This window comes from Wenzhouxiangella sp. XN201, from assembly GCF_011008905.1.
Classification (GTDB): Bacteria; Pseudomonadota; Gammaproteobacteria; order Xanthomonadales; family Wenzhouxiangellaceae; genus Wenzhouxiangella.
This window is the reverse complement of the sequence record NZ_JAAIVI010000017.1, coordinates 1258036-1279727: the sequence shown is the minus strand read 5'-3', so window position 1 is coordinate 1279727 and position 21692 is coordinate 1258036. Positions and strand designations below refer to the sequence as shown.

19 protein-coding genes and 1 tRNA gene are annotated in these 21692 nt (G+C 63.6%); 9 read left to right on the top strand and 11 right to left on the bottom strand.

Annotated elements, in window-relative coordinates; all coding sequences use genetic code 11:
- Nucleotides 1–59 precede the first annotated feature (59 nt).
- A complete protein-coding gene (locus tag G4Y73_RS06250; protein ID WP_164230523.1) occupies nucleotides 60–533 on the bottom strand; it encodes a cyclic nucleotide-binding domain-containing protein in 474 nt (157 codons plus the stop codon).
- A 150-nt stretch (nucleotides 534–683) separates the two neighbouring features.
- Here G4Y73_RS06250 and G4Y73_RS06245 point away from each other — a divergent pair, with 150 nt between their 5' ends.
- Complete coding sequence (locus G4Y73_RS06245) at nucleotides 684–2474, top strand: acyl-CoA dehydrogenase C-terminal domain-containing protein (protein WP_164230521.1); 1791 nt, start codon at nucleotides 684–686, stop codon at nucleotides 2472–2474.
- A gap of 86 nt (nucleotides 2475–2560) precedes the next feature.
- Nucleotides 2561–3940, top strand: a complete 1380-nt coding sequence (locus G4Y73_RS06240) for an AbgT family transporter (RefSeq protein WP_164230519.1) — start codon at nucleotides 2561–2563, stop codon at nucleotides 3938–3940.
- A 181-nt stretch (nucleotides 3941–4121) separates the two neighbouring features.
- Here G4Y73_RS06240 and G4Y73_RS06235 read toward each other — a convergent pair whose 3' ends face one another.
- From G4Y73_RS06235 to G4Y73_RS06220, 4 genes are all read right to left on the bottom strand, one after another.
- The gene (locus tag G4Y73_RS06235) at nucleotides 4122–5057 is read right to left on the bottom strand and encodes a ribose-phosphate diphosphokinase (RefSeq protein ID WP_164231228.1); all 936 of its coding nucleotides are present in this window, start codon (nucleotides 5055–5057) and stop codon (nucleotides 4122–4124) included.
- Nucleotides 5058–5107: 50 nt separating this feature from the next.
- Nucleotides 5108–5184 (bottom strand) — tRNA-Gln (locus G4Y73_RS06230).
- A gap of 72 nt (nucleotides 5185–5256) precedes the next feature.
- Complete coding sequence (lolB, locus tag G4Y73_RS06225; protein ID WP_164230517.1) at nucleotides 5257–5868, bottom strand: lipoprotein insertase outer membrane protein LolB; 612 nt, start codon at nucleotides 5866–5868, stop codon at nucleotides 5257–5259.
- A complete protein-coding gene (locus G4Y73_RS06220; RefSeq protein ID WP_164230515.1) occupies nucleotides 5865–7589 on the bottom strand; it encodes a tetratricopeptide repeat protein in 1725 nt (574 codons plus the stop codon). The genes lolB and G4Y73_RS06220 overlap by 4 nt, the downstream gene beginning before the upstream one ends.
- Here G4Y73_RS06220 and hemA point away from each other — a divergent pair.
- The 7 genes from hemA (at nucleotide 7582) to cydC (ending at nucleotide 16230) form a co-directional block, all read left to right on the top strand.
- Nucleotides 7582–8859: a glutamyl-tRNA reductase gene (hemA, locus tag G4Y73_RS06215; protein WP_164230513.1), complete on the top strand. Its 1278-nt coding sequence runs from the start codon at nucleotides 7582–7584 to the stop codon at nucleotides 8857–8859. The two genes, G4Y73_RS06220 and hemA, sit on opposite strands and share 8 nt — an antisense overlap.
- Entirely contained in the window at nucleotides 8856–9941 is a 1086-nt protein-coding gene (gene prfA / locus G4Y73_RS06210; protein ID WP_164230511.1) for a peptide chain release factor 1, read from the top strand. The genes hemA and prfA overlap by 4 nt, the downstream gene beginning before the upstream one ends.
- Nucleotides 9942–9946: 5 nt before the next feature.
- A complete protein-coding gene (locus G4Y73_RS06205; protein ID WP_164230509.1) occupies nucleotides 9947–10354 on the top strand; it encodes a secondary thiamine-phosphate synthase enzyme YjbQ in 408 nt (135 codons plus the stop codon).
- Between the two features lie 107 nt (nucleotides 10355–10461).
- A complete protein-coding gene (locus tag G4Y73_RS06200; protein ID WP_164230507.1) occupies nucleotides 10462–11871 on the top strand; it encodes a cytochrome ubiquinol oxidase subunit I in 1410 nt (469 codons plus the stop codon).
- 10 nt (nucleotides 11872–11881) lie between these two features.
- The gene (gene cydB / locus G4Y73_RS06195) at nucleotides 11882–12880 is read left to right on the top strand and encodes a cytochrome d ubiquinol oxidase subunit II (protein WP_240451225.1); all 999 of its coding nucleotides are present in this window, start codon (nucleotides 11882–11884) and stop codon (nucleotides 12878–12880) included.
- 66 nt (nucleotides 12881–12946) lie between these two features.
- Nucleotides 12947–14590 (top strand): thiol reductant ABC exporter subunit CydD, encoded by a 1644-nt coding sequence (cydD, locus tag G4Y73_RS06190; RefSeq protein ID WP_164230503.1) that lies wholly within the window; start codon nucleotides 12947–12949, stop codon nucleotides 14588–14590.
- Entirely contained in the window at nucleotides 14587–16230 is a 1644-nt protein-coding gene (gene cydC / locus G4Y73_RS06185) for a thiol reductant ABC exporter subunit CydC (protein WP_164230501.1), read from the top strand. The genes cydD and cydC overlap by 4 nt, the downstream gene beginning before the upstream one ends.
- 28 nt (nucleotides 16231–16258) lie before the next feature.
- Here cydC and G4Y73_RS06180 read toward each other — a convergent pair whose 3' ends face one another.
- The 6 genes from G4Y73_RS06180 to miaB all read right to left on the bottom strand — a co-directional run bounded on the left by G4Y73_RS06180 (nucleotide 16259) and on the right by miaB (nucleotide 21670).
- On the bottom strand, nucleotides 16259–16648 hold the full coding sequence (locus G4Y73_RS06180) for a hypothetical protein (protein ID WP_164230499.1): 390 nt from the start codon (nucleotides 16646–16648) through the stop codon (nucleotides 16259–16261).
- A 77-nt stretch (nucleotides 16649–16725) separates the two neighbouring features.
- Nucleotides 16726–17937, bottom strand: a complete 1212-nt coding sequence (locus G4Y73_RS06175) for a DUF4105 domain-containing protein (protein WP_164230497.1) — start codon at nucleotides 17935–17937, stop codon at nucleotides 16726–16728.
- A 63-nt stretch (nucleotides 17938–18000) separates the two neighbouring features.
- On the bottom strand, nucleotides 18001–18849 hold the full coding sequence (locus tag G4Y73_RS06170; RefSeq protein WP_164230495.1) for a transporter associated domain-containing protein: 849 nt from the start codon (nucleotides 18847–18849) through the stop codon (nucleotides 18001–18003).
- A gap of 48 nt (nucleotides 18850–18897) precedes the next feature.
- Nucleotides 18898–19380 carry an rRNA maturation RNase YbeY gene (gene ybeY, locus G4Y73_RS06165; RefSeq protein WP_164230493.1) on the bottom strand — a complete coding sequence of 161 codons (483 nt, stop codon included), beginning with the start codon at nucleotides 19378–19380 and terminating at the stop codon, nucleotides 18898–18900.
- A complete protein-coding gene (locus tag G4Y73_RS06160; RefSeq protein ID WP_164230491.1) occupies nucleotides 19364–20329 on the bottom strand; it encodes a PhoH family protein in 966 nt (321 codons plus the stop codon). The genes ybeY and G4Y73_RS06160 overlap by 17 nt, the downstream gene beginning before the upstream one ends.
- Nucleotides 20330–21670, bottom strand: a complete 1341-nt coding sequence (miaB, locus tag G4Y73_RS06155) for a tRNA (N6-isopentenyl adenosine(37)-C2)-methylthiotransferase MiaB (RefSeq protein WP_164230489.1) — start codon at nucleotides 21668–21670, stop codon at nucleotides 20330–20332.
- Nucleotides 21671–21692 lie beyond the last annotated feature (22 nt).

Here is a 21692-nt window from a genome sequence, read left to right as displayed (position 1 = left end):
ACGATGCCCGTCGCCCCTCCCTCCGCTCTGGTGGCCTGTTCTGTGGGATGCCGGTGCGCTCAGGGCAGCCCGGCAGGCGCCCACTGGTCCATCATCTTGCGCTGAGCCGCTTCCAGGCGCAGACCCATCAGCGCGGAAAATCGCCTCAGCAGGGCATAACCGAATGCAGGTTCGGCCTCGGCGCGCTCGAGAATCGCCAGACCGTCGAATTCCAGGACCCGGGTCGCTCCCGCTGATCTTGCATTGAAATGCCAGCGGTAGGGCTTGATCAGCCAGGACCAGCCGAAGATCTTGCCCTCGCCAAGACGGGTGACTTCCAGCGAAGGCCCGGTCAGGGCGGGCACCTCGACAACCAGTTCACCTTCCACGACCAGGAAGAAACGATCGGCCTTGTCACCGTGACGTGCCAGAAGCTGGCCGTCCTCGAACTGTCGTTCAGTGGCGTGTTCGGCCAGCCATTCGCGATGCTCCGCTTCCAGGTCGCCGAAGAATTCCAGTTTTTCCAGTCTTTTCGCAAGCTTGTTTTCAGTCATGGCGGAACTCCGTAAGGCCAGCACCCATTGCTTGTATCAGTCTGCGCACTACCCGGCCTCAGGTCAATTCCTCCGGCGACAGACTTGTGCTAGTCTGTTACCATACGATGCCGTATGGTCTAACCTCAGTTTATTCAAGGAGCCGCGCGAATGCCGAGCTACACCGGACCCGTCGAAGACTTCCGCTTCCTGATCCACGAGTTCCTCGACCTGGAAGCTTGCAGTGATCTTCCCTCACTCAAGGAGATCGACGGAGAGATCATCGACGCCGTACTCAACGAAGGCGCGCGCTTCTGCGAATCGGTACTGCAGCCGCTCAACGCCCCCGGCGATGCGGCCGGCTGCCGCCTGGAGAACGGCGCCGTTATTACCCCCGATGGATTTCGCCAGGCCTACCGGACTTTCCGGGAAAACGGCTGGCCCGGCCTGACGTCCTCGCCGGAGTTCGGCGGTCAGGGCATGCCGCATTTCCTGGGCATTGCCCTGTCGGAAATGATTACCGCGGCCAACACCTCCTGGGGCATGTACCCGGCCCTGGCCCACGGCGCCTGGGAACTGATCCACGCCCACGGCAGCGAGGAACAGAAGCGCACCTGGCTGCCGAAAATGATCGCCGGAGAATGGACCGGCACCATGAACCTGACCGAATCCCACTGCGGCACCGATCTGGGACTGGTGCGCACCCGCGCTGAACGACTCGACGACGGCAGCTACCACATCTCCGGCACCAAGATCTGGATCTCGGCCGGCGAGCACGACCTGGCGGAAAACATCGTCCATCTGGTGCTGGCCCGCACTCCCGGTGCTCCCGAGGGGACACGTGGCCTGAGCCTGTTTATCGTGCCCAAATTCCTGGTCGACGAAAATGGCCAGCTCGGTGAACGCAACGCAGTCAACTGCGCCGGTCTCGACCACAAGATGGGCATTCGGGGCTCGGCCACCTGTGAGATGGTCTACGACAAGGCCGTCGGATACCTGATCGGCGAGGAACAGAAGGGCCTGGCCCTGATGTTCACGATGATGAACGGTGCCCGCCTGGGTACCGGCATCCAGGGCCTGGGCCTGGCTTCCGTGGCCTACCAGAACGCCGTAAGCTTCGCCCGGGAACGCTTGCAGGGCCGCAGCCTCGACGGGCCAAAGTTTCCCGACAAACCCGCCGACCCCATCATCGTGCATCCCGACGTTCGGCGCATGCTGATGATCTCGAAGGCCTGCATCGAAGGCTCCCGGGCGCTGGCCGTGTTCACCGCGCTCCAGCTCGAGATCGAACTGCGCCATCCGGATGCCGAAGCACGTGAGCGGGCCGGACACTGGGTTGCCCTGATGACGCCCATCGTCAAGGCCTGGTTTACCGACATGGGCTTCGAAGTCACCAGCCTGGCCATGCAGGTCCACGGCGGAGCCGGTTACATCGTCGACACCGGCGTCGAGCAGTTCCTCCGCGATGCCCGCATCGCGAAGATCTACGAGGGCACCAACGGCATCCAGGCCCTCGACCTGGTCGGCCGCAAGCTCACTGCCGCCAACGGGGAGACGGTCAAGTCATTTTTCACCGAGGTAGAGCGCTTGCTGGCCGAGTGCGCCGACGACGAGGCAATGAATGAGTTCGCGCAACCTCTGGCCGAGGCCACCGAGCGGCTCAGGAACACGACCGCCCGGGTCTACCGGAACATGGCTGGCAATCCGCTGGAGGCCGGCGCCGCTTCGGTCGACTACCTGAAGTTATTCGCGCTGACCGCCATGGCCTGGTCGTGGACCAAACAGGCCAGAATTGCGCAGCGGGCCATCGAGGGCGGCACGGAGCGGGAATCCTTCTACCGGACCAAGCTCGACACGGCGCGATTCTTCATGGCCAGAGTCCTGCCCGAAACTTTGGGTCTGGCGGCCCAGATCGAAGCCGGTGGCGACACCCTGATGGCATTGGACGAATCAGCTTTCTGATACCCGGGCGCAGCGCACAACCGGCAACCTGACAGGCCGCCGGCTTTCTGACAGAATGACGCGGTTTCCCGGGGAGAAAGAATCCGATGTCCAGAACTCTGCGCATGCCGCACACCCTGGTGCTGATGTTCATCATGATGATCGTCGCACTGGTACTGACCTGGGTCCTGCCGGCCGGCAGTTTCGAGACCGTGACCAACGAAAGCGGCCGCGAGGTGGTCCAGCCGGGCACGTTCAGCCTGATCGAGGACGCCGATACCCTGGCACCCTGGCATTTGTTCACGGCCGTGCCGCGGGCCATGGCCGACGTGCAGGGCATCATTTTCTTCGTGCTACTGATCGGTGGTTCACTCGCCGTGATTCGGCAGACCGGTGCCATCGATGCCTTCATGGGCTCTGTCATCCGGCGCTTCGGCAACAGCGCGTTCTGGCTGATTTCTCTTGGTGTATTTCTGTTCGCGGCGGCTTCGGCCACGCTCGGCATGGCCGAGGAATACATTCCTCTGGCAGCCATTCTGATTTCACTGTGCGTGGCCATGCGCATGGACACCGTGGCAGCCATCGGCATCATGGTCGTGGGCTATTGCGTGGGCTACGGCGCCGCCATCCTCAACCCATTTACCCTGTTCATTGCCCAGGACATTGCCGAATTGCAACCGGGCTCCGGCATTGCGTATCGGGCCATCATTTTCTGGCCCTTCCTGGCAATCGGCATCCACCACGTCTGGGCCTACGCGCGCAAGGTACAGCGCGATCCGGAAGCCAGCCTGGTCTACGGCATCGAATCAGCTCAGCCGCCGGAACAAACGGAACTGCCGGCCATGACCGGTCGGCGCAAGGCCGTTCTGGCCGCGACTGCGCTGGCGCTCGCCGTGCTCGTCTACGGTATCGTCGGCCACGGCTGGTACCTGGTGGAACTGGGTGCCATGTTCATTGCCCTGGCCGTTGCTGTGGCCCTGATCGACCGCATGTCCTTTGACGACCTGGCCAAGACCTTCTCCCTGGGTGCTTCGGAGCTGGCCGGGACGGCCATCCTGATCGGCTTCGCCAAGTCGATCGCCCTGATCCTCGAAGACGGTCAGGTTCTGCATACAATCGTCCACGCGATGGCCTCACCCCTGATTGGCCTGCCGGCGGAAATCTCCGCCGTGGGCATGCTGGGCATCCAGAGCGTGATGAATATTTTCGTCTCTTCGGGCAGCGGACAGGCCTATCTGACCATGCCCCTGATGGCGCCGATCGGCGACCTGGTGGGCATTACCCGGCAGGTCTCGGTACTGGCCTACCAGTTCGGTGACGGCTTCATGAACATGATCGTGCCGACCAACCCGGTCCTGATGGGTATTCTCGGCCTGGCCGGCATTCCCTACGATCGCTGGTTCCGCTTCGTCTTTCCGCTGATACTCAAGCTGTTGGCGGCTGCCGCGGTGGCGATGGTGGTCGCGGTGCAAATTGGCTACACGTGAGCATTTGGAACCGCAGATTGCGCAGATGAACGCAGATTAAAAACCAGAAAGATCAACAGTTAAAGCACGCTCTGCTAGCGTGTTTGCTCAAGTAGTGCGGTTAAATCCGTACGCCCAGAAAGCTCTTTCAAAAATCTGCGGTCATCTGCGAAATCTGCGGTTTCAATATCTCCCGCAGCAATCAGTCGACATACAGAGAACTGACCGACTCACCCTCGGCCATCCGGCGAATCGTCTCGGCCAGCATCTGGGCCACGGAAAGCTGGCGAATCTGGGCGCAACCGCGCGCTTCAATGCTGAGCGGAATGGTGTCCGTCACCACGATCTCGTCGATGCGCGAATTGCTGATATTGTCGATCGCGGGACCGGAAAGAACCGGATGAACGCAGTAGGCCACGACCCGCCTTGCGCCCTTTTCCTTCAGGGCACCGGCGGCCGAACAAAGCGTCCCGGCCGTGTCGATCATGTCGTCGACCAACACGCAGATCTTGCCCTTTACATCGCCGATCAGGTTCATCACGGTCGCCTCGTTGGCGCGCGGGCGGCGCTTGTCGATGATGGCCAGTTCACAGTCGAGGCGCTTGGCGATGGCGCGTGCGCGCACCACGCCGCCGACGTCGGGCGAGACGACGATGATTTCGTCGGAGGTGTAGTGCTTCCAGATGTCGGCCAGGGTCAACGGCGAGGCATAGACGTTGTCGACAGGCACGTCGAAGAAACCCTGAATCTGGTCGGCGTGCAGGTCCACCGTAACGACACGATCGGTTCCAGCGACGGAGATCATTCGCGCTGCGACCTTGGCCGTGATCGGCACACGTGCAGAGCGCGGGCGTCGGTCCTGCCGGGCATAGCCGAAATACGGGATGATCGAGGTCACGCGCCAGGCTGATGCGCGCTTGAGCGCATCGATCATGACCAGCAGTTCCATGAAGTTCTCGGCTGCGGGCTGGCAGGTCGGCTGAATCACGTAGACGTCGCGACCCCTGACGTTTTCCATGATCTCGACCATCGCCTCGCCGTCGCTGAAGCGACCGACGTTGGCACGGCCCATCGGGACACCCAGGTTTTCGGCGATGGCCTGGGCAAGTTCCGGGTTAGCGTTCCCGGTAAATACCATCAACGAGGGATGACTCAAGCGAACATCCTTTGTGCTGGAATTGCGAAAAATGGCAGGGACGGCAGGACTCGAACCTGCGAATGCGGGGATCAAAACCCCGTGCCTTAACCAGCTTGGCGACGTCCCTGCAAGGCGAAACCATGAATCTGGATCGACCGACGCTGCCGGCCAGTCGCGCTGGCGGCATTATAACGATTTTTCATTGACCTTCGACCCCGAACTGCCAGTCACGAATGACGATTCGGACGCGATACGGTTCGGACACGGCCTGCAGGCGCACCGGGAACAGTCTTTCGTCTATCTGCTTCCAGCGCCCGTACTCGAGCAGCCACACGCCATCGCTGGCGCGCTCCAGGGTGCCGTCATCGGCAAAAGCCAACTGCCCGCTCGCCGGGGGCTGAAGACCGCGAATCCACCAGGCCAGGGCGCGCACCGGTATGGGCCAGCCAATCGCTTCCTCGACCAGCGGATCAGGATCTTCGCCAACGATCCGGCCGACTTCGCTGCCTTCGAGCTCGGCGCCGGTCGGTGAGAAATGCAGCCGCCATTGCCGGCCCCCGGCGCCCGTGCGCAGGTGAATCCGATGTTGCTCGCCGGTGGCTTGCCAGGAAAACGACAGCGAGCCACCGCGCTCTCCGTCCGAAAGGCTGACGCGACCGTCAATCGACCACTCTGGGTGGTCCGCGAAGAAGGCTTCCCGTTCCTCCAGCCAGGCCCCGGCGGGACGCGGATCCCGCGGGGTGGCACAGGCCGCCATCAGTAAACAGGCACCAATGATGATCAGCGGCCGAAATTCGCCGATGGCAATCACTGCTCGTATCCCAGCCGCTCCAGCGTCGCCCGAAGATACGGGTCATCGGCATGGTCGGCCAGCGCGCGCTCGGCCAGGTCGGCGGCCTCTTCGGAGCGGCCGATGTGATCGAGCACTTCGATCAGGTGCGCCATGATCTCGGGGTTCTCGTCGCCCTCGAGGGCGCGCTCGAGGTAATCGACAGCCTCTTCGGCCCGGCCCAGCCGGTAGAGCACCCAGCCCATCGAATCGAGCGTGGCCGGATCCTCCGGATCAAGTTCGAGCGCGCGGCGAATCAGTCGATAGGCTTCCTGGTGCCGATCGGTCTGGTCGGTGAGCGTATAACCCAGGGCATTCAAGGCCATTGCATTGTCGCCGTCCATCTGGATGATGCGACGAAGGTCCTGCTCCGCCAGGTCGATATTCTCGGCCAGCGCGGCGCTCAGGGCGCGGGCATAGAGCAGATCGATGCTGCCCGGATTATCCGACAGGGGTGCGGCAAGCAGCTCGACGGCCGCTTCGGGCTGACCTCCGCTGCGCAGGATATCCGCCTCGATCAGCCAGGCATCGTGGAGCTCATCGTCGCTGGCATCTTCGCGATATCGCTCCAGCAGATCACGCGCTTCATCAACTTCCCCGCCCCGACCATGGATGATCGCTCGGCGCAGCAGCGATCGGCGCGCTTGCTCGCCGTCTTCGATTCGGGCATACCAGGCCAGGGCGTCTTCGTCCCGCTCGACCAGTTCGGCAAGCTGTGCGACCAGAAAGGCATGATCCGGCGCCTGCCGATCTTCGGGCAAGCCGGCGAGTTGCTGCCAGACAGCTTCGGCGCGTTCGCTGCGTTCGACCCGGACCAGGTAGATACCGAGCGTGTAGAGGGTTTCGCTGTCTTCCGGCAGTGCAGCCAACAGCTCGATGGCCTCCTCGTCGCGATCGAGCTGGCGGAGTACCTCGGCCTCGGCCAACGCCAGCGAGGCCCTGTCCGGATCCCGCTCCCGGGCCTGCCGGTATAACGACAGGGCCTGCTCGAGATCGCCCTCGTCAACGGCCAGTTGGGCTGCCCACTCCAGGTGTTCAGGGTCCTGGCTGGCCCGGGCTGCCGCCAGCGCCTTGTCTCGCGCCGGCTCGCGCTGATCCAGGGGCCACAGCATGATGCTTTCGGCATGATCGATTTCACCCACCGGCGCCTCGTCCCCGTGTCGGGCAGCCAGCCCGGCGAGCACCTCGCGCGCCGTATCCAGTTCATTGGCAGCGCTCAGCAGCATGGCTGCGCGACGCCAGAAGCGAGCCTGCGCCGGTTCGGCATCCTGCGACAACCAGTCCTGCAGCGCCACCAGCGCTCGATCCGGCAGGCGCTGATTCACCAGTGCGACCACGCGCACGTGATGCGCACTCTCGGCCGCTGGCTCGAGCTCGAGCCAGCGCTCGGCAGCAGTGACCGCAGTCTCCCAGGCCTGCAGTCGGCCGGCCAGGCGTGTAACCATGCGTGCGACCTCCGGATCCCCGGAAACCTGTGCCGCCGCCAGGTATTCTTCCAGGGCCGACTCGTATTCACCGACACCCGCCAGGCGCTCAGCGGTGGCAATATGGAACATCGCGTCGGCATCATCGGTTTCGGCGTCGGCCTCCCGGCCGCCGCCTTGACCCGTCGCCGCACAGGCCGCAACTAACAGGCACAGGCTCGCCACGACAAGGCGCTTGAACTGGTTGGCCGCGGATAGGAAAATTGCACGTTTGTCCATCAACTGGTCCTGCATGTCGCTTTTCACCCTGGGAATCAGCCACCAGACCGCCCCGATCGCAATTCGGGAACGGCTGGCGTTCACGGCCGAGTCGCTGCCCGATGCGCTGAAATCGCTGTCGACGGTTCCCGGCGTTGGAGGCTGCAGCATTCTGAGCACCTGCAATCGTACCGAGGTGTACGCGTCGGCCGAACAGCCTATCACGCGCAGCATAGTGGAATGGCTGCACGAATGGCATAACCTGGCACCCGGCGAATTCCATGAGCACATCTACCAGCTCGGCGGATCGGCCTGCACTTATCACCTGATCAAGGTCATTTCCGGCATGGACTCGATGATCGTCGGTGAACCGCAGGTGGCCGGCCAGGCCAAGCAAGCCTGGCAGACCGCCCAGACCAGCGGCACCCTCGACTCATATCTGGACCGGATGTTCCAACATGCCTTCTCCGCGGCCAAGCGGGTTCGCAGCGAGACCGGAATCGGCCGCGACCCGGTCACCCTGCCTTTTGCCGCCCTGCGCCTGGCGCGCCAGATCTACGGCAGCCTGGACCAGCTCCGGGTTCTGCTCATCGGTGCCGGTGAAATGATCGAGGATTGCGCCCGCCATTTCCACGGCAGCGGCATGGCCGGCCTGACGATCGTCAATCGAAGCGCGGAGCGTGCCTCTGATCTGGCGGGCAAATACGAAGCCCAGGCCCGCGACCTGGCCGACCTGCCTGAACTGCTCGGAGAAAACGATCTGGTCGTCGCCTGCACCGCCAGCCCGAAGCCGATCATCGATCGCAGTATGTTCAAGGCCGCACTGAGCGGCCGGCGTCGACGACCGATGTTCGCACTCGACCTGTCCGTGCCGCGCAACATCACGGCCGACAGCGGCAGCCTGCAGGACCTGTATCTCTACACCATCGATGACTTGCGCGCAATCGTCGAGTCGGCCCAGCAGCAGCGCGAAGAGGCGCTCCAGGCCGCCGCCACGATCGTTGATGCGGAAGTGACCGCTTTCGACCGCTGGCTGCGACTGCAAGCCACCTCCGGCACGCTCAAGTTGCTGCGCCAGCGCGCCCAGGCCGAACGCGATGAGTTGCTCGCACAGGCGCGGCAGGAATTGTCGCGCGGCGCCGACCCGGAGGAGGTCATGAAACGATTCAGCCATCGCCTGGTCAACCGCCTGCTGCACGGTCCCAGCATTCGCCTTCGCCAGGCCGCTGAAAGCGGCGACGAAGAACTGTTGGCCGCTGCCCGCTTCTACTTCCTGGATGACCAGTCATGAATGAAGGCATGCGGCAACGCCTGGCCGAAGCCGACGAGCGATTCGAGGAGCTCGAACACCTGCTCTCCAGCCCCGACATCATCGCCGATCGTCAACAGTTCGAGCGGCTCTCGCGCGAGTACGCTGAACTCGAACCCGTCGTCCAGGTCTGGCAGAAATTTCGCGACAACGAGACGGCCACGGGCGAGGCACGTGAAATGTTCGAGGGGAGCGACGGCGAGATGCGTCAGCTGGCGCGTGACGAGCTCGAAGCGCTGGAGGCCGAAACCGAAACGCTGGAGGAACGGCTGCAGAAGCTGTTGCTGCCGCGCGACCCCAACGACGAGCGCAACATCTTTCTCGAGATTCGCGCCGGCACGGGTGGACAGGAAGCCGGCCTGTTCGCCGGCGACCTGTTGCGGATGTACACCCGCTATGCCGAGCGACGCAACTGGAAGGTGGAAATCATGTCGGCCCAGGAAAACGAGGCCGGCGGCTATCGGGAAGTCATCGCACGCGTCATCGGCAAGGGCGCGTGGTCACGGCTGAAATTCGAGTCGGGCGTACACCGCGTCCAGCGAGTACCCGAAACCGAATCCCAGGGCCGCATCCACACCTCGGCGTGCACCGTGGCGATCCTGCCCGAGGCCGATGATGTCGAAGCGGTCGACGTGGATGCCAACGACCTGCGCGTCGACACCTATCGCTCGTCCGGCGCCGGTGGTCAGCACGTCAACACGACCGACTCGGCCATCCGTATCACCCACCTGCCCACCGGCATCGTGGTCGAGTGCCAGGACGAGCGCTCGCAGCACAAAAACCGAGCCCGCGCCATGAGCCTGCTCAGCGCCCGGCTGCTGGAAGCTCAGGTACGGCAGCAAAAGGACGAGCGCGCGGCCGAGCGCAAGCTCCAGGTGGGCTCGGGCGACCGCTCCGAACGTATCCGCACCTACAACTTTCCGCAGGGCCGGGTCACGGACCACCGAATCAACCTGACCTTGTATGATCTGGACAAAATCATCGACGGGGAGATCGACGCGATCGTCGACCCGCTGATAGAAACCCACCAGGCTGAACTTCTGGCCGAACTGACGGCACACTGAAACGGATGCACCAGACCGAACTGACGATCGAAACGGCCGGGCGCGACACCCTCGACATCACTGAGCAGATCGCCCGAGAAGTCGTCGCCAGCGGCATCGAAACCGGCCTGTGCCATGTCTTCCTAAAGCACACTTCGGCCTCGCTTCTGATCAACGAGAACGCCGACCCGGACGTGCAGCGCGACCTGGAAACCTTCTTCGCCGACCTGGTGCCCGACGGCGACCCGCGCTTTCGGCACGATGCTGAAGGGGCCGACGACATGGCCGCGCACGTGCGCCTGGCGCTGACGCACTCGGACCTGACCATCCCGGTCACGGCCGGCCGGCTGGCCCTCGGTACCTGGCAGGGCATTTTCCTTTGGGAGCACCGCTACCGGCCCCACAGCCGCCACATCGTGGTCACGATCCGATGAAGGTGATCAATCCAGCCTGGCGACGCCGACCGACGCCGGCACGCCACCCCCCTCGCTACATTAGCTATTTATAATGCGCAGGCACCCTTAACGAGGAGCGAACGATCATGGAACTTGACCCCCTGCTGCTGTCGAGAATCCAGTTCGCCTTCGTGGTGTCCTTCCACGCCATCTTTCCGGTTTTCACGATCGGTCTGGCCACCTACATCGCGGTTCTCGAAAGCCTTCACTACCGCACCGGTCACCCGGACTACCTGCGCCTATCAATATTCTGGACAAGGGTGTTCGCCCTGGTGTTCGGCATGGGCGTGGTCTCGGGGATCGTCATGTCGTTCCAGTTCGGCACCAACTGGAGCACCTTCTCCTACCAGGCCGCAAATTTCATCGGCCCGGTACTCAGTTACGAGGTCGTCACCGCTTTTTTCCTGGAAGCCACCTTCCTCGGAGTGCTGCTCTTTGGCCGCAACAAGGTGCCACCGGGAGTCCACCTATTCGCGGCCTGCATGGTTGCGATCGGCACCTTCATCTCGAGTTTCTGGATCCTGGCGGCCAACAGCTGGATGCAAACGCCGGCTGGCGTCGAACTCGTCGACGGCACCGTAAAGATCACTTCCTGGGGTGAGGCCATTTTCAACGCCTCTCTCCCTTACCGGTTCGCCCATATGGGTCTGGCTTCGTTCATTACCGGCGGTTTCGTGGTCGCCGGCGTCAGCGCCTGGTACCTGCTTCGGAATCGCCACCGTAGTACCGCCATGACGGCGTTGAAGATGAGCCTGCCGATGCTGGCCGTGATTACTCCCCTGCAACTTCTGGTCGGCGACCTGCATGGACTCAATACCCTGGAAAACCAGCCCGTGAAGGTTGCCGCCATGGAAGGCCACTGGGAAACCCAACAGGGCGCGCCGCTGATTCTTTTCGCCATTCCCGATTCATCGGCCGAGGAGAACCACCTTGAGGTTGCCATTCCCTACCTGGGCAGCCTGATCCTGACCCACAGTCTCGACGGCGAGGTCCTGGGCCTCAAGTCGGTGCCAGCCGAAGATCGACCCCCGGTGGGCATCGTCTTCTGGAGCTTCCGGGTCATGGTCGGCCTGGGTATGATCTTCATCGGCGTCTCGCTACTTGGCGCCATGCAACTCCTGCGCGGGAGGCTGGAGCACTCGCCGCGCCTGCTCAGGGTCATCTCCTGGATGATCCCCCTCCCCTTCATGGCTGTTCTGGCTGGCTGGTTCGTGACCGAGGTCGGCCGTCAACCCTGGATCATCCACGGTCTCATGCGCACCAGCGAGGGCATCACGCCTTCGTTGAGCGGCTGGATGGTGCTGGCGACCCTGATCGGCTACATCACCGTCTATACGATCGTCTTCGCCGCCGGACTCACCTACCTGCGCCGGGTGATCCTGGCCGGCCCGGAACCCGGGCCGGGTGAGCACGAGAACCGCTCGGCCCATGCCAAGCGACCCTGGTCGGCCGTGGGCGGGACCTCGGACGAGCGCCCGGCACAAGAGAGGAGCTGACACCATGGAAATGTTCGACCTGACCCTGATCTGGATCGTCATCATCGGTATCAGCGTGTTCATGTACGTCCTCATGGACGGCTTCGACCTCGGTGTCGGCATTCTCTTCCCCTTCGCGCCCGACGACTCGGCGCGCGACGACCTGATGAATTCTGTCGCCCCGGTTTGGGATGGCAACGAGACCTGGCTGGTTCTCGGCGGCACCGGACTGCTGGCTGCCTTTCCGATGATCTACGGGGTGTTCCTGCCGGCGCTCTACATCGGCGTATTCCTGTTGCTGGCCGGCCTGATCTTTCGCGGCATTGCCTTCGAGTTCCGTTTCAAGTCCGGCAGCAACCGGCACTGGTGGGATCGCTCCTTTTCGATCGGCTCGACCGTCGCCGCCTTCGCCCAGGGCGCGGTGGTCGGGGCCTATATCCAGGGCTTCGAGGTTGAAGGTTTTTCCTATGTCGGCGGCGCCTTCGACTGGCTGACCCCGTTTACGGTCATGACCGGAATCGGGGTAGTCGCCGGCTATGCCCTGCTGGGCGCGACCTGGGCCATTCTCAAGACCCAGGGCGAAACCCGCGACTGGGCCTACCGCATCGCGCCAACGCTGCTGGCCGTGGTGATGGGCTTCTTCCTCCTGGTCAGCATCTGGACACCACTGGCGAGCGAACACGTGCGGGCGCGCTGGTTCGACCAGGTTTCGCTGTTATGGGCATTCCCCGCATTGACCGTCGCCATGGCCGCCTGGACCCTGCACAAGCTCCGGCAGCGCTCGGACGCTGCGCCCTTCATTGGTTCGATGATCCTTTTTGCCCTGTTCTACTTCGGTCTGCTGGCTTCCATGTGGCCCTACGCCGTTCCGCCGGAGCACACGTTCTGGGACGCCGCCTCCGATCCGGGCAGCCAGCTCTTTCTCCTGCTGGGCATGCTGTTCCTGTTGCCCATCATTCTCGGCTATACCGCCTGGTCCTACTGGGTGTTCCGCGGCAAGGTCCGTCCGGGTGAGGGCTACGGGCACTGACTTCCCCGCCAAGATCGCGACGTGCAAACCGTAAGCCAATGGCTGGCAGCGCAAGAGCCCAGGGGCTTGCGCACAAGACTGATTGCGGTGGCGCTGATCCAGTCCGGGCTGATCGTGGCCCAGGCCTGGTTGCTGGCCGGAATCGTCCACGCCGTCGTGATCGACGGGCGTGAGCTCGGCCAGATGGCATTCCCGCTCACGCTGCTGCTGGCCACCGCTGCCGCCCGGGCGGGCACGGAAACCCTGCGCGGCTGGATCGCCTCCGGTTCTGCCGCCCGGGTGCAACGCAAGCTGCGGCCGCGGCTGTTCGAGCACATCGCCGAAGCCGGCCCGGCATTTGCAGCACACACTGGCGTCGGAGCCCTGTCGACCACGCTCATCGAGCAGGTCGACCTGCTCGAGCGCTGGTACGGTCGCTTTCTGCCGCAGGCGATCGCCGCAGTTGTAAGCGTGCCGGTGTTGTTGATTGCCGTCGGATCGCGCGACTGGCTGGCCGGGCTGTTCCTTGCCCTGGCAACCCCACTGATTCCGCTGTTCATGATCCTGATCGGCTGGGGAGCCGAGCAGGCCAGTCGTAATCAGCAGCGCGAACTCACCCGGCTCGGCGGGGTTTTTCTCGACCGCCTGAGAGGGCTCGATACCATCCGTCGCTTCGGCAGCGAACAGTACCAACTCGAGCGGCTTGGTGAACTGGTCGAGAACTTCCGTCAACGCACGCTCGCGGTCCTGCGCCTGGCCTTCCTGTCGACGGCGGCAATTGAATTCTTCAGTGCCGTGGCCATCGCCGCCGTGGCCATCTATGTGGGTCTCGGCCTGCTCGGATACATCCAGTTCGGCCCCGCTCCGGCACTGACCCTGCACGGCGGCTTGTTCGTGCTGCTCCTCGCGGCAGAATTCTTTCAGCCCCTGAGGCAGCTCTCGCAGGCCTGGCACGATCGCGCCGACGGACTGGCTGCGGCCGGCTCTATCCGGACTGTCATGGAAACACCCCCGGCCCGGCGGGAACCGCTTCATCCAGCTACGATTTCCCCGGGCGCCGCCTGCCGGGTCGAAGCCGTGGGCTTGTGCCTGCAACGTCCCGGGCGCGGCGTCATCCTCGAAGACGCCGGCTTCACCGCCGAACCGGGTCAGTGCGTGCTGATCCGCGGGGCCAGCGGCAGCGGCAAGTCGACCCTGCTCGACCTGGTCGGTGGCTTTCTGGTACCGGACTCCGGCACCATTCACCTCGACGGCGTCGAGCTGCAGCAGCTCGACGCGCAAGCCCTGTCGAATATGCGCGCCTGGATGGGTCAGAACGGCGGCTTGTTCGACACCAGCCTGGCCGACAACATCCGACTGTCGATGCCGCAAGCAGACGAAACCGCACTCGACCGGGCCGTCTCGGCCGCCGGCCTGTCCGACTGGATCACGCAACTGCCTGAGGGTATGGCCACGCCAATCCGCTCCTCCGGCGAAGGCCTGTCGGGCGGCCAGGCCCGCCGTGTGCTGCTGGCCCGCGCCCTGCTGCGGCCACGTCCGCTGCTGTTGCTCGATGAGCCCACCGCCAGCCTGGATATCGATACGGCCGAATCGCTCTGGAAGACGCTTGGCAAACTGTCGCGGGGAGACGGCCCGACCGTAATCTGTGCCAGCCACGATGTGCTGGCCGAAGCCTGGGCCGATCGGATCTTCCAGCTCGAAAACGGCCGTCTCGAGGAGCTTCGGCCATGAGGCTCGGCAGGTTGATCGCCACGACCTGGCGGCGCCAGTGGCGCTGGCTGGCCCTGGGCGTTGTCCTGATGCTGGTTTCGAGCACGGCCGCACTGGTACTGCTCGGACTCTCGGGCTGGCTGATTACCGCCAGCGCAATGGCGGGTGTGGGGCTGATTGCCGCCGTCGAGATCTTCGCGCCAGGCGCAGGGATACGGCTGGCAGCCCTGACCAGAACCGTGGCCCGCTACGGTGAGCGCATGGCCACACACCGTGCCACGCTCGGCCTGCTCGCCGCGCTTCGCATCAGCCTGCTGCAACGCCTGCTGCAGCTCGACGAACTGCAGTTGCGACGCCTGCAACGCGGTGAGACCCTCGACCGCTTCACCGGTGATGTCGAGTCACTCGACCACCTCTACGCGGGCGTGGCTGGTCCCGTCGTGACCGCCGCGCTGACCACGCTGGGAGTAGCCATCGCGCTGCTGATGCTTGGCTTTCCGCAAGCCGCGCTGGTCATTGCGGGCGTGGGTCTGGCCGGAACGAGTATTGCCACGCTTGCCAGCCGGGCAGGCCGCAGCCCTGGCCGAGCGCGCGCGCTGGCCGAACCTGCACTGCAACACCAGTGCACCGAAAGCCTGGAAGGCCTGAAGTCGCTGGTGGCCGAGCAACGCATCACGGATCATCTTCAGGCGCTGGAAAGCCTTTCGACGCAGCAGGTCGGCCACCAGCTCAAGCTCGACCGTATCGATGCGCTCGGACGCGGCCAGGTGCAGATGGCCGGTTACCTCGGCATGTGGCTGGTCCTGCTGCTCGCGCTGGCCGGCTACTCAGGTGGACAGTCCTCCGGCCCGGCCGCGGTGATGGCCGTGATCGTCACGTTCGGTCTGATCGAGGTCTGGCAGGTTGTGCCGGCGGCGTGGCGCCGAATGACGCACACCCGTCTGGCCGCCGAGCGAGTGGCGGAACTGGCAGATCGAAAGCCCTTGCTGGAGACCTCCGGCACTGCCTTGCCCCAGTCCGGCGGCGGCGCACTATCACTGCGGGATGTTTGCTTCACCTGGCCGGGCTCTCGGCAGCCGGTCATCGACGGTGTGAATCTCGATCTGGGCCGGGGTGAGCGCCTGCTGATCACCGGACCGAGCGGCAGCGGCAAAACCACCCTGGCGCTGCTACTGATGCGCCAGATCGATCCCGAATCGGGCATTATCCGACTCGACGGCCTTGATCTGAGGGACATCCGGGAAGACGCACTGAGGGGCCACTTCGGTTACCTGCCGCAGCGGCCGAACCTGTTCGGCGACACCCTGGCTGCCAACCTGCGCGTCGCCGCTCCCGCGGCCACCGAGGCCGAGTTGGCGAAAGCGCTTGACGAGGCCGGGCTTGGCGAGTGGCTCGCAAGCCTGGAAAACGGTCTCGAGACCTGGCTGGACGAGGCCGGCGCCAGCCTCTCCGGCGGCGAGTTGCGGCGGGTCGGACTGGCTCGCTTGATGCTTGTCGATCCGCCCGCGGTGATCCTCGACGAGCCCACCACCGGCCTGGACAAGGCCACGGCAATCGGTCTGGCCTCGAGCATCGAACGATGGCTGGAAGGTCGGACGGTGGTGATGATCAGCCACGAGCCCGAATGGCTACCGCGCTACGACCGGGTGATTCGCTTGTAGGGCAAACGCGCCCGGTCTTTGCAGCAGTTCAGTGCAAGGTGATGTCGGTGGTAGCCGACTTGACCACAAAGATGCGATCGTTATTACTCTCCGGATCCGCCGGCGCCACGAAAAAGCCCCGACGATCCGGAGAGTAGCCCTGTGTATGCCCGACAATCGTTTCGTTATCGACGAAGCTAACGGAGATACGGCGCCCATAGCCCCGGCGCTCTATGTCCTGCCGCTCGCTGTAGTCAGGGCGGCCTTCAAAATCCTTCACGAAGAACACACCCTTGAGCTCGTCAACGTCGATCCGAACTCTTTCGCCGGAATCGGCCAGCCGCATGTGAAACGCGGGCCGGTTGGGGAAGAAATCGCTGGTTACGCCCTTGAGAATGCGCCCATCCATAAAGTGGGAAACGACCCGCTGTTCGATCATCGAGGCTCTCCGCTTGCGCCATTCACGTGAAATCTATCACATTTCGCATCATAAATCCCAATTTATAACACCATATGTCACGATTTCGCCGCCGGTACCGAGCCGTTCGATGGCCATTCTCGACGATTCCAGGACCGCACTCGCCCGACCCACAGCAGAACTGCCAGCAGCGGCACCAATCCCAGCACGATCTCCGGCCGGTACTGCAGACTACCCGGCCAGGCAAGCAGAACTGCGCCTGCAGCTGCCGCCGCGGCCAGCAACCACCACACGCCGATTGCGGCCGGGCGCGGCAACGGCAGCAGCATCAGCAGCCAGAAGGGATTGAGCATGAGTACGACCCAGTTGCCGTCGACCACCTCGTGGCCGGTCGCGAACCACATCAGCAACACCACGACGCCGCCCATTCCCGTAATCAGCGCCGATACGCGCCAGGGCAGGAGTGCCCAGAAACCGGGTTCACGACGCAGGGCCAGGGCGACCAGCATAGCCACCAGCAGCGACACCATCACATAGAACCCACCCTTGAAGGATGGCTCGTGAGGCGCTGAATGCCGTTGGGAGCGATAGAGCGTTTCGGTCTCGCCCACCAGCGGATTTCCGTCGACGGTCGCGCTCGCCATCCATGCCGCCAGCCCCTCGGGAACGAACGCCTCCTCCCAGGCCGTGCGCGGCTGGTCGATCATGGGACCGAGCAGCAGCAGCAAGCCGGCGTGCAACTCCAGGCGGCTCTCGTTGTAGCGCCGGATATGGTCGCGGAAGTTGAGCCGGGCAGGTGTGGCCTGCAGCTGCTCCCGCAGCTGCCCGTCGACAACCCGGTCGATCAGGTCGCGCAGCCAGGTCGAGCAATTGGCAAAAAAGTAGTCGTAGTCGTAGTACTGCGGTATCGGAAAAACGTTCTCGTGCAGCAGCTCGTGCAGTTCGCGGATCTGCCCGGCATCGAGCTCGAGTCGCTGAATGCGGATGGATCGATCGCGCATGCGGTAGAACGCGAATTCGTTTTCAGGGGCGGCGGCCGAACCGTAGTACTTCATGATGCCGCGGGCAAAATCCAGATGAAACCCGGGCCGGTCCATCTCGAAGTAGCCGAAGCTGTAGACGTGATCGAGGCCGAGCTCGGCGTTCCGGAGCCAGATTGCGTTATGACCAAAGCGTTCCCACACCTCCTGGCCGGGACCATAGGTCACAAGCCAGGCCTCCTGTGCCTGTGCGGTGGCCGCCGCGCCCTGCAGCAAGGCGAGCGTCAGAAGGATACGAGCCAGAACGCGAGGAATGCGCCTTTCAGACACGGCAGGAGTTGAAACTGGCGGAACAGGCATGACTGTACCCTATTCCGCTGCCCGGATGAGTATTCAGGCCTGAGAGACTTCCATTGCATGCAGGCGGCGATCGTCGGCACCGGTCACGGCGAAGTTCCAGCCGCCGATCTCGACCGATTCCCCCTCCTCGGGCAAGCGCCCGAATTCGGCCACCACCAGGCCGCCGATGGTGTCGTACTCGTTGTCACTGAAATCGGTCTCGAAGGCTTCGTTAAAGTCGTCGATGGCGGTCAGGGCCTGGACCAGGTACTTGCCTTCGTCCAGTCGTTGAATGTCCTGCACGGCTTCGGCATCGTGCTCGTCGTCGATGTCGCCGACGATTTCCTCGAGCACATCCTCGATCGTGATCAGACCCGAAACGCCACCGTATTCATCGACCACGATGGCCATATGATTCTTGCTGATACGGAACTCACGCAGCAGCACGTTCAGTCGCTTGGACTCGGGAATGATCACCGCCTGGCGCAGCAGGTCCGAAAGTGTGACATCGTCGCCGTTGGAAACCAGCTTGAGCAGATCCTTGGCCAGCAGAATGCCCTTGATCTGATCGCGGTCCTCGCCGACCACGGGGAAGCGGGAATGACCCGATTCGATGATGATGGGCAGGACTTCATCCAGCGCCGTGCCATCCGGAATGACGACCATGTGAGAACGCGGAATCATGACGTCGCGCACCTGCAGTTCGTCGACCTCCAGCGCGCCTTCGAGCATGGCCAGGGTATCGGCCTCGATCAGGCCCTGCTCGCTGACACCGCGCAGGAGCTCCACGAGGTCCTCGCGGCTGCGAGGGTCGCTGCCCAGGGCGCGCCCGATTCGTTCAAGCCAGCCACGGGAGCTGGCGCTGGTACTTCCGTTTGGACTGTCGGTAGATTCTTCGTTCATATGGGGGTGGATACCGGCCGAATGCCTGGAGCGACAGCGGGTATCGGATTAGTGGTCATAGGTCACGTACGGGTTGCCAATGCCCAGATCGGCCAGGAGCCGGATTTCCCGGGATTCCATGGCCTCGGCCTGTTCGGCAGAGATATGGTCGAAGCCGCGCAGATGCAAGATGCCGTGGATCAGAAGATGCGCGAAATGGGCATGCAGCGATTTGCCCTGCCCGGCCGCCTCGCGCTCGATGAGCGGGGCACAGAGTACGATATCGCCGAGCAGATTGATGCCGGCGCCATCGGGCAGTTCGGCGGGAAAACTGAGCACGTTGGTGGCGTTATCGCGCCCACGCCAGCGGCGATTGAGTTCCCGCCCTTCGGCTTCGTCGACGATGCGCAGGTTCAACACGGGGTCGTCGAGATCGGCCAGCGCCACGGCGGCGAAGCGACGTATGTCCTCGTCGTCGGGCAGCGAGCCTGATTCACATTCGCGCTGGATGGACAACTCGGTGACAGCCGGCCGTTCAATCGTTTTGCTCATCAGCACTCTCGTAGGCCTCGACGATTCGGCGAACAATCGGGTGGCGCACCACGTCGCGGGCGTCGAAAAATGTCGTACTCACACCCTCGACCTCCTTGAGCAGGGCCACCGCCTGACGCAGGCCGGAGTGAATCTTGGGCGGCAGGTCGATCTGGGTCAGGTCGCCGGTGATGACCGCCTTGGAGCCGAAACCGATGCGCGTGAGAAACATCTTCATCTGCTCGGAAGTCGTATTCTGCGCTTCGTCGAGGATGATGAAGGCGTCGTTGAGAGTGCGGCCGCGCATGTACGCCAGCGGGGCGACCTCGATGACGTTGCGCTCGGTCAGCCGCGCCGCTTTTTCGAAACCGAGCATCTCGTAGAGCGCGTCGTGAAGCGGCCTGAGGTAGGGATCGACCTTCTGAGCCAGGTCCCCGGGCAGGAAGCCCAGGCGCTCGCCGGCCTCGACGGCCGGCCGCACCAGCACGATGCGCTGCACGCGGTCGGACTCCAGCGCGTCGACGGCGCAGGCCACGGCCAGGAAAGTCTTGCCGGTGCCGGCCGGCCCGACGCCGAAGTTGACGTCAGATTCTCCGATGCGCTTGATGTAGCGCTTTTGGTTGGGACCGCGTCCGCGGATCATGCCCCGGCGGGTACGGATACCGACTTCGATGTCCTCGTTCTCGGGTTCGTCCAGGCCTGACTGCTGAAGCTGCAGGTTGACCGTCGACGGACTCAACACCTCGCCTTCGGAGTGACGGTAGAGCTGGCGCAGCACACGCCGGGCGGCGCCAACCGCATCCGGCTCGCCCTCGATGCTGAACAGGTTGCCACGCGCGGAAATCGACACACCCAGGCGCTTCTCGATCAGACTGATATGTTCGTCGAGATGGCCGCAGAGATTGGCCAGGCGTTCGTTATCGACCGGCTCGAGCTCGAGCGTGACGGCCGTTTCGGAGACCGTAGTCATTCAGGCTGCCGCGGACTGGCTGTCGAGACGGCCGCGAAGCGAATTGGCCATGGCCTCCGTCACGACGACATCGACCATGCGGCCGACCAGTTCGGGCGGCCCCGGAAAATTGACCACTCGATTGTTTTCGGTGCGCCCGGCCAGTTCCCTGGCCTCCTTACGGCTGCTGCCCTCGACCAGAACGCGCTGACGCGTACCGACCATGGCCTCGGCATAGCCGCGCGCCTGCCGATTGAGCTGGTCTTGCAGGCGATTGAGCCGGTCCTTCTTCTCGGCGAGCGTGACGTTGTCGGGGAAAGAGGCCGCCGGCGTACCCGGGCGGGCCGAGTAGATGAAGCTGAAGCTCTGGTCGAACTCGAGCGTCTTGACCAGGTCGAGCGTCTGCTGGAAGTCGTGCTCGGTCTCGCCGGGAAAACCGACGATGAAGTCGGAACTCAGAGTGATGTCGGGTCGGACTTCGCGCAGGCGGCGGATCTTCTGCTTGTACTCGAGAATGGTGTGTCCTCGCTTCATCAGCGACAGGACACGATCCGAACCCGACTGCACCGGCAAGTGCAGGTAGTTGGCCAGTTTCGAAACCGCGCCGAAGGCCTCGACCAGGCTGTCGGAGAACTCGACCGGATGCGAGGTGGTGAAGCGGATTCGCTCGATTCCCTCGATATGGTCGATATAACGGATCAGCAGCGCCAGGTCGGCCGTACCCCCGTCGTGCATCGGGCCGCGATAGGCGTTGACGTTCTGCCCCAGCAGGTTGATTTCTCGCACGCCCTGCCCCGCCAGTTCAGCCACCTCGGCGATCACATCGTCGAGCGGACGGCTGACTTCCTCGCCGCGGGTGTAGGGCACCACGCAGAAGGAACAGTACTTGGAGCAGCCTTCCATGATCGACACGAAGGCGCTGCCGCCTTGCTTGCCCGGGCTGGGCAGGTGGTCGAACTTCTCGATTTCGGGAAAAGAGATGTCGATGGCCGGTTGGCTGCTTTCGCGCACGCTGTCGAGCATTTTCGGCAGCCGGTGGATGGTCTGCGGGCCGAACACCATGTCGACAAAGGGCGAGCGCTTGACGATGTTCTCGCCTTCCTGGCTGGCGACGCAACCGGCCACGCCGATGACCAGATCGGGCCGCGCTTCCTTCAGCGGCCGCCAACGCCCGAGCTGCGAGAACACCTTTTCCTGCGCCTTCTCGCGAATCGAGCAGGTATTGATCAGGATGACGTCGGCCTCCTCGGCCCGCTCGGTCAACTCCAGGCCGTGCGAGGCGGCGAGTACGTCGGCCATCTTGCCCGAGTCGTACTCGTTCATCTGGCAACCGTGAGTCTGAATGTAGAGCTTGCCGGCCATTAATCGCTCATGTCTCTGAATG

Coding starts and splice junctions, on each gene's coding strand:
- ybeY (WP_164230493.1), bottom strand. CDS start 19,380: ATGAGCAAAACGATTGAACGGCCGGCTGTCACCGAGTTGTCCATCCAG.
- G4Y73_RS06205 (WP_164230509.1), top strand. CDS start 9,947: ATGCACCAGACCGAACTGACGATCGAAACGGCCGGGCGCGACACCCTC.
- cydB (WP_240451225.1), top strand. CDS start 11,882: ATGTTCGACCTGACCCTGATCTGGATCGTCATCATCGGTATCAGCGTG.
- miaB (WP_164230489.1), bottom strand. CDS start 21,670: ATGGCCGGCAAGCTCTACATTCAGACTCACGGTTGCCAGATGAACGAG.
- cydC (WP_164230501.1), top strand. CDS start 14,587: ATGAGGCTCGGCAGGTTGATCGCCACGACCTGGCGGCGCCAGTGGCGC.
- G4Y73_RS06160 (WP_164230491.1), bottom strand. CDS start 20,329: ATGACTACGGTCTCCGAAACGGCCGTCACGCTCGAGCTCGAGCCGGTC.
- G4Y73_RS06235 (WP_164231228.1), bottom strand. CDS start 5,057: ATGGTATTTACCGGGAACGCTAACCCGGAACTTGCCCAGGCCATCGCC.
- G4Y73_RS06180 (WP_164230499.1), bottom strand. CDS start 16,648: ATGATCGAACAGCGGGTCGTTTCCCACTTTATGGATGGGCGCATTCTC.
- G4Y73_RS06200 (WP_164230507.1), top strand. CDS start 10,462: ATGGAACTTGACCCCCTGCTGCTGTCGAGAATCCAGTTCGCCTTCGTG.
- G4Y73_RS06240 (WP_164230519.1), top strand. CDS start 2,561: ATGTCCAGAACTCTGCGCATGCCGCACACCCTGGTGCTGATGTTCATC.
- G4Y73_RS06245 (WP_164230521.1), top strand. CDS start 684: ATGCCGAGCTACACCGGACCCGTCGAAGACTTCCGCTTCCTGATCCAC.
- prfA (WP_164230511.1), top strand. CDS start 8,856: ATGAATGAAGGCATGCGGCAACGCCTGGCCGAAGCCGACGAGCGATTC.
- G4Y73_RS06170 (WP_164230495.1), bottom strand. CDS start 18,849: ATGAACGAAGAATCTACCGACAGTCCAAACGGAAGTACCAGCGCCAGC.
- G4Y73_RS06220 (WP_164230515.1), bottom strand. CDS start 7,589: ATGGACAAACGTGCAATTTTCCTATCCGCGGCCAACCAGTTCAAGCGC.
- G4Y73_RS06250 (WP_164230523.1), bottom strand. CDS start 533: ATGACTGAAAACAAGCTTGCGAAAAGACTGGAAAAACTGGAATTCTTC.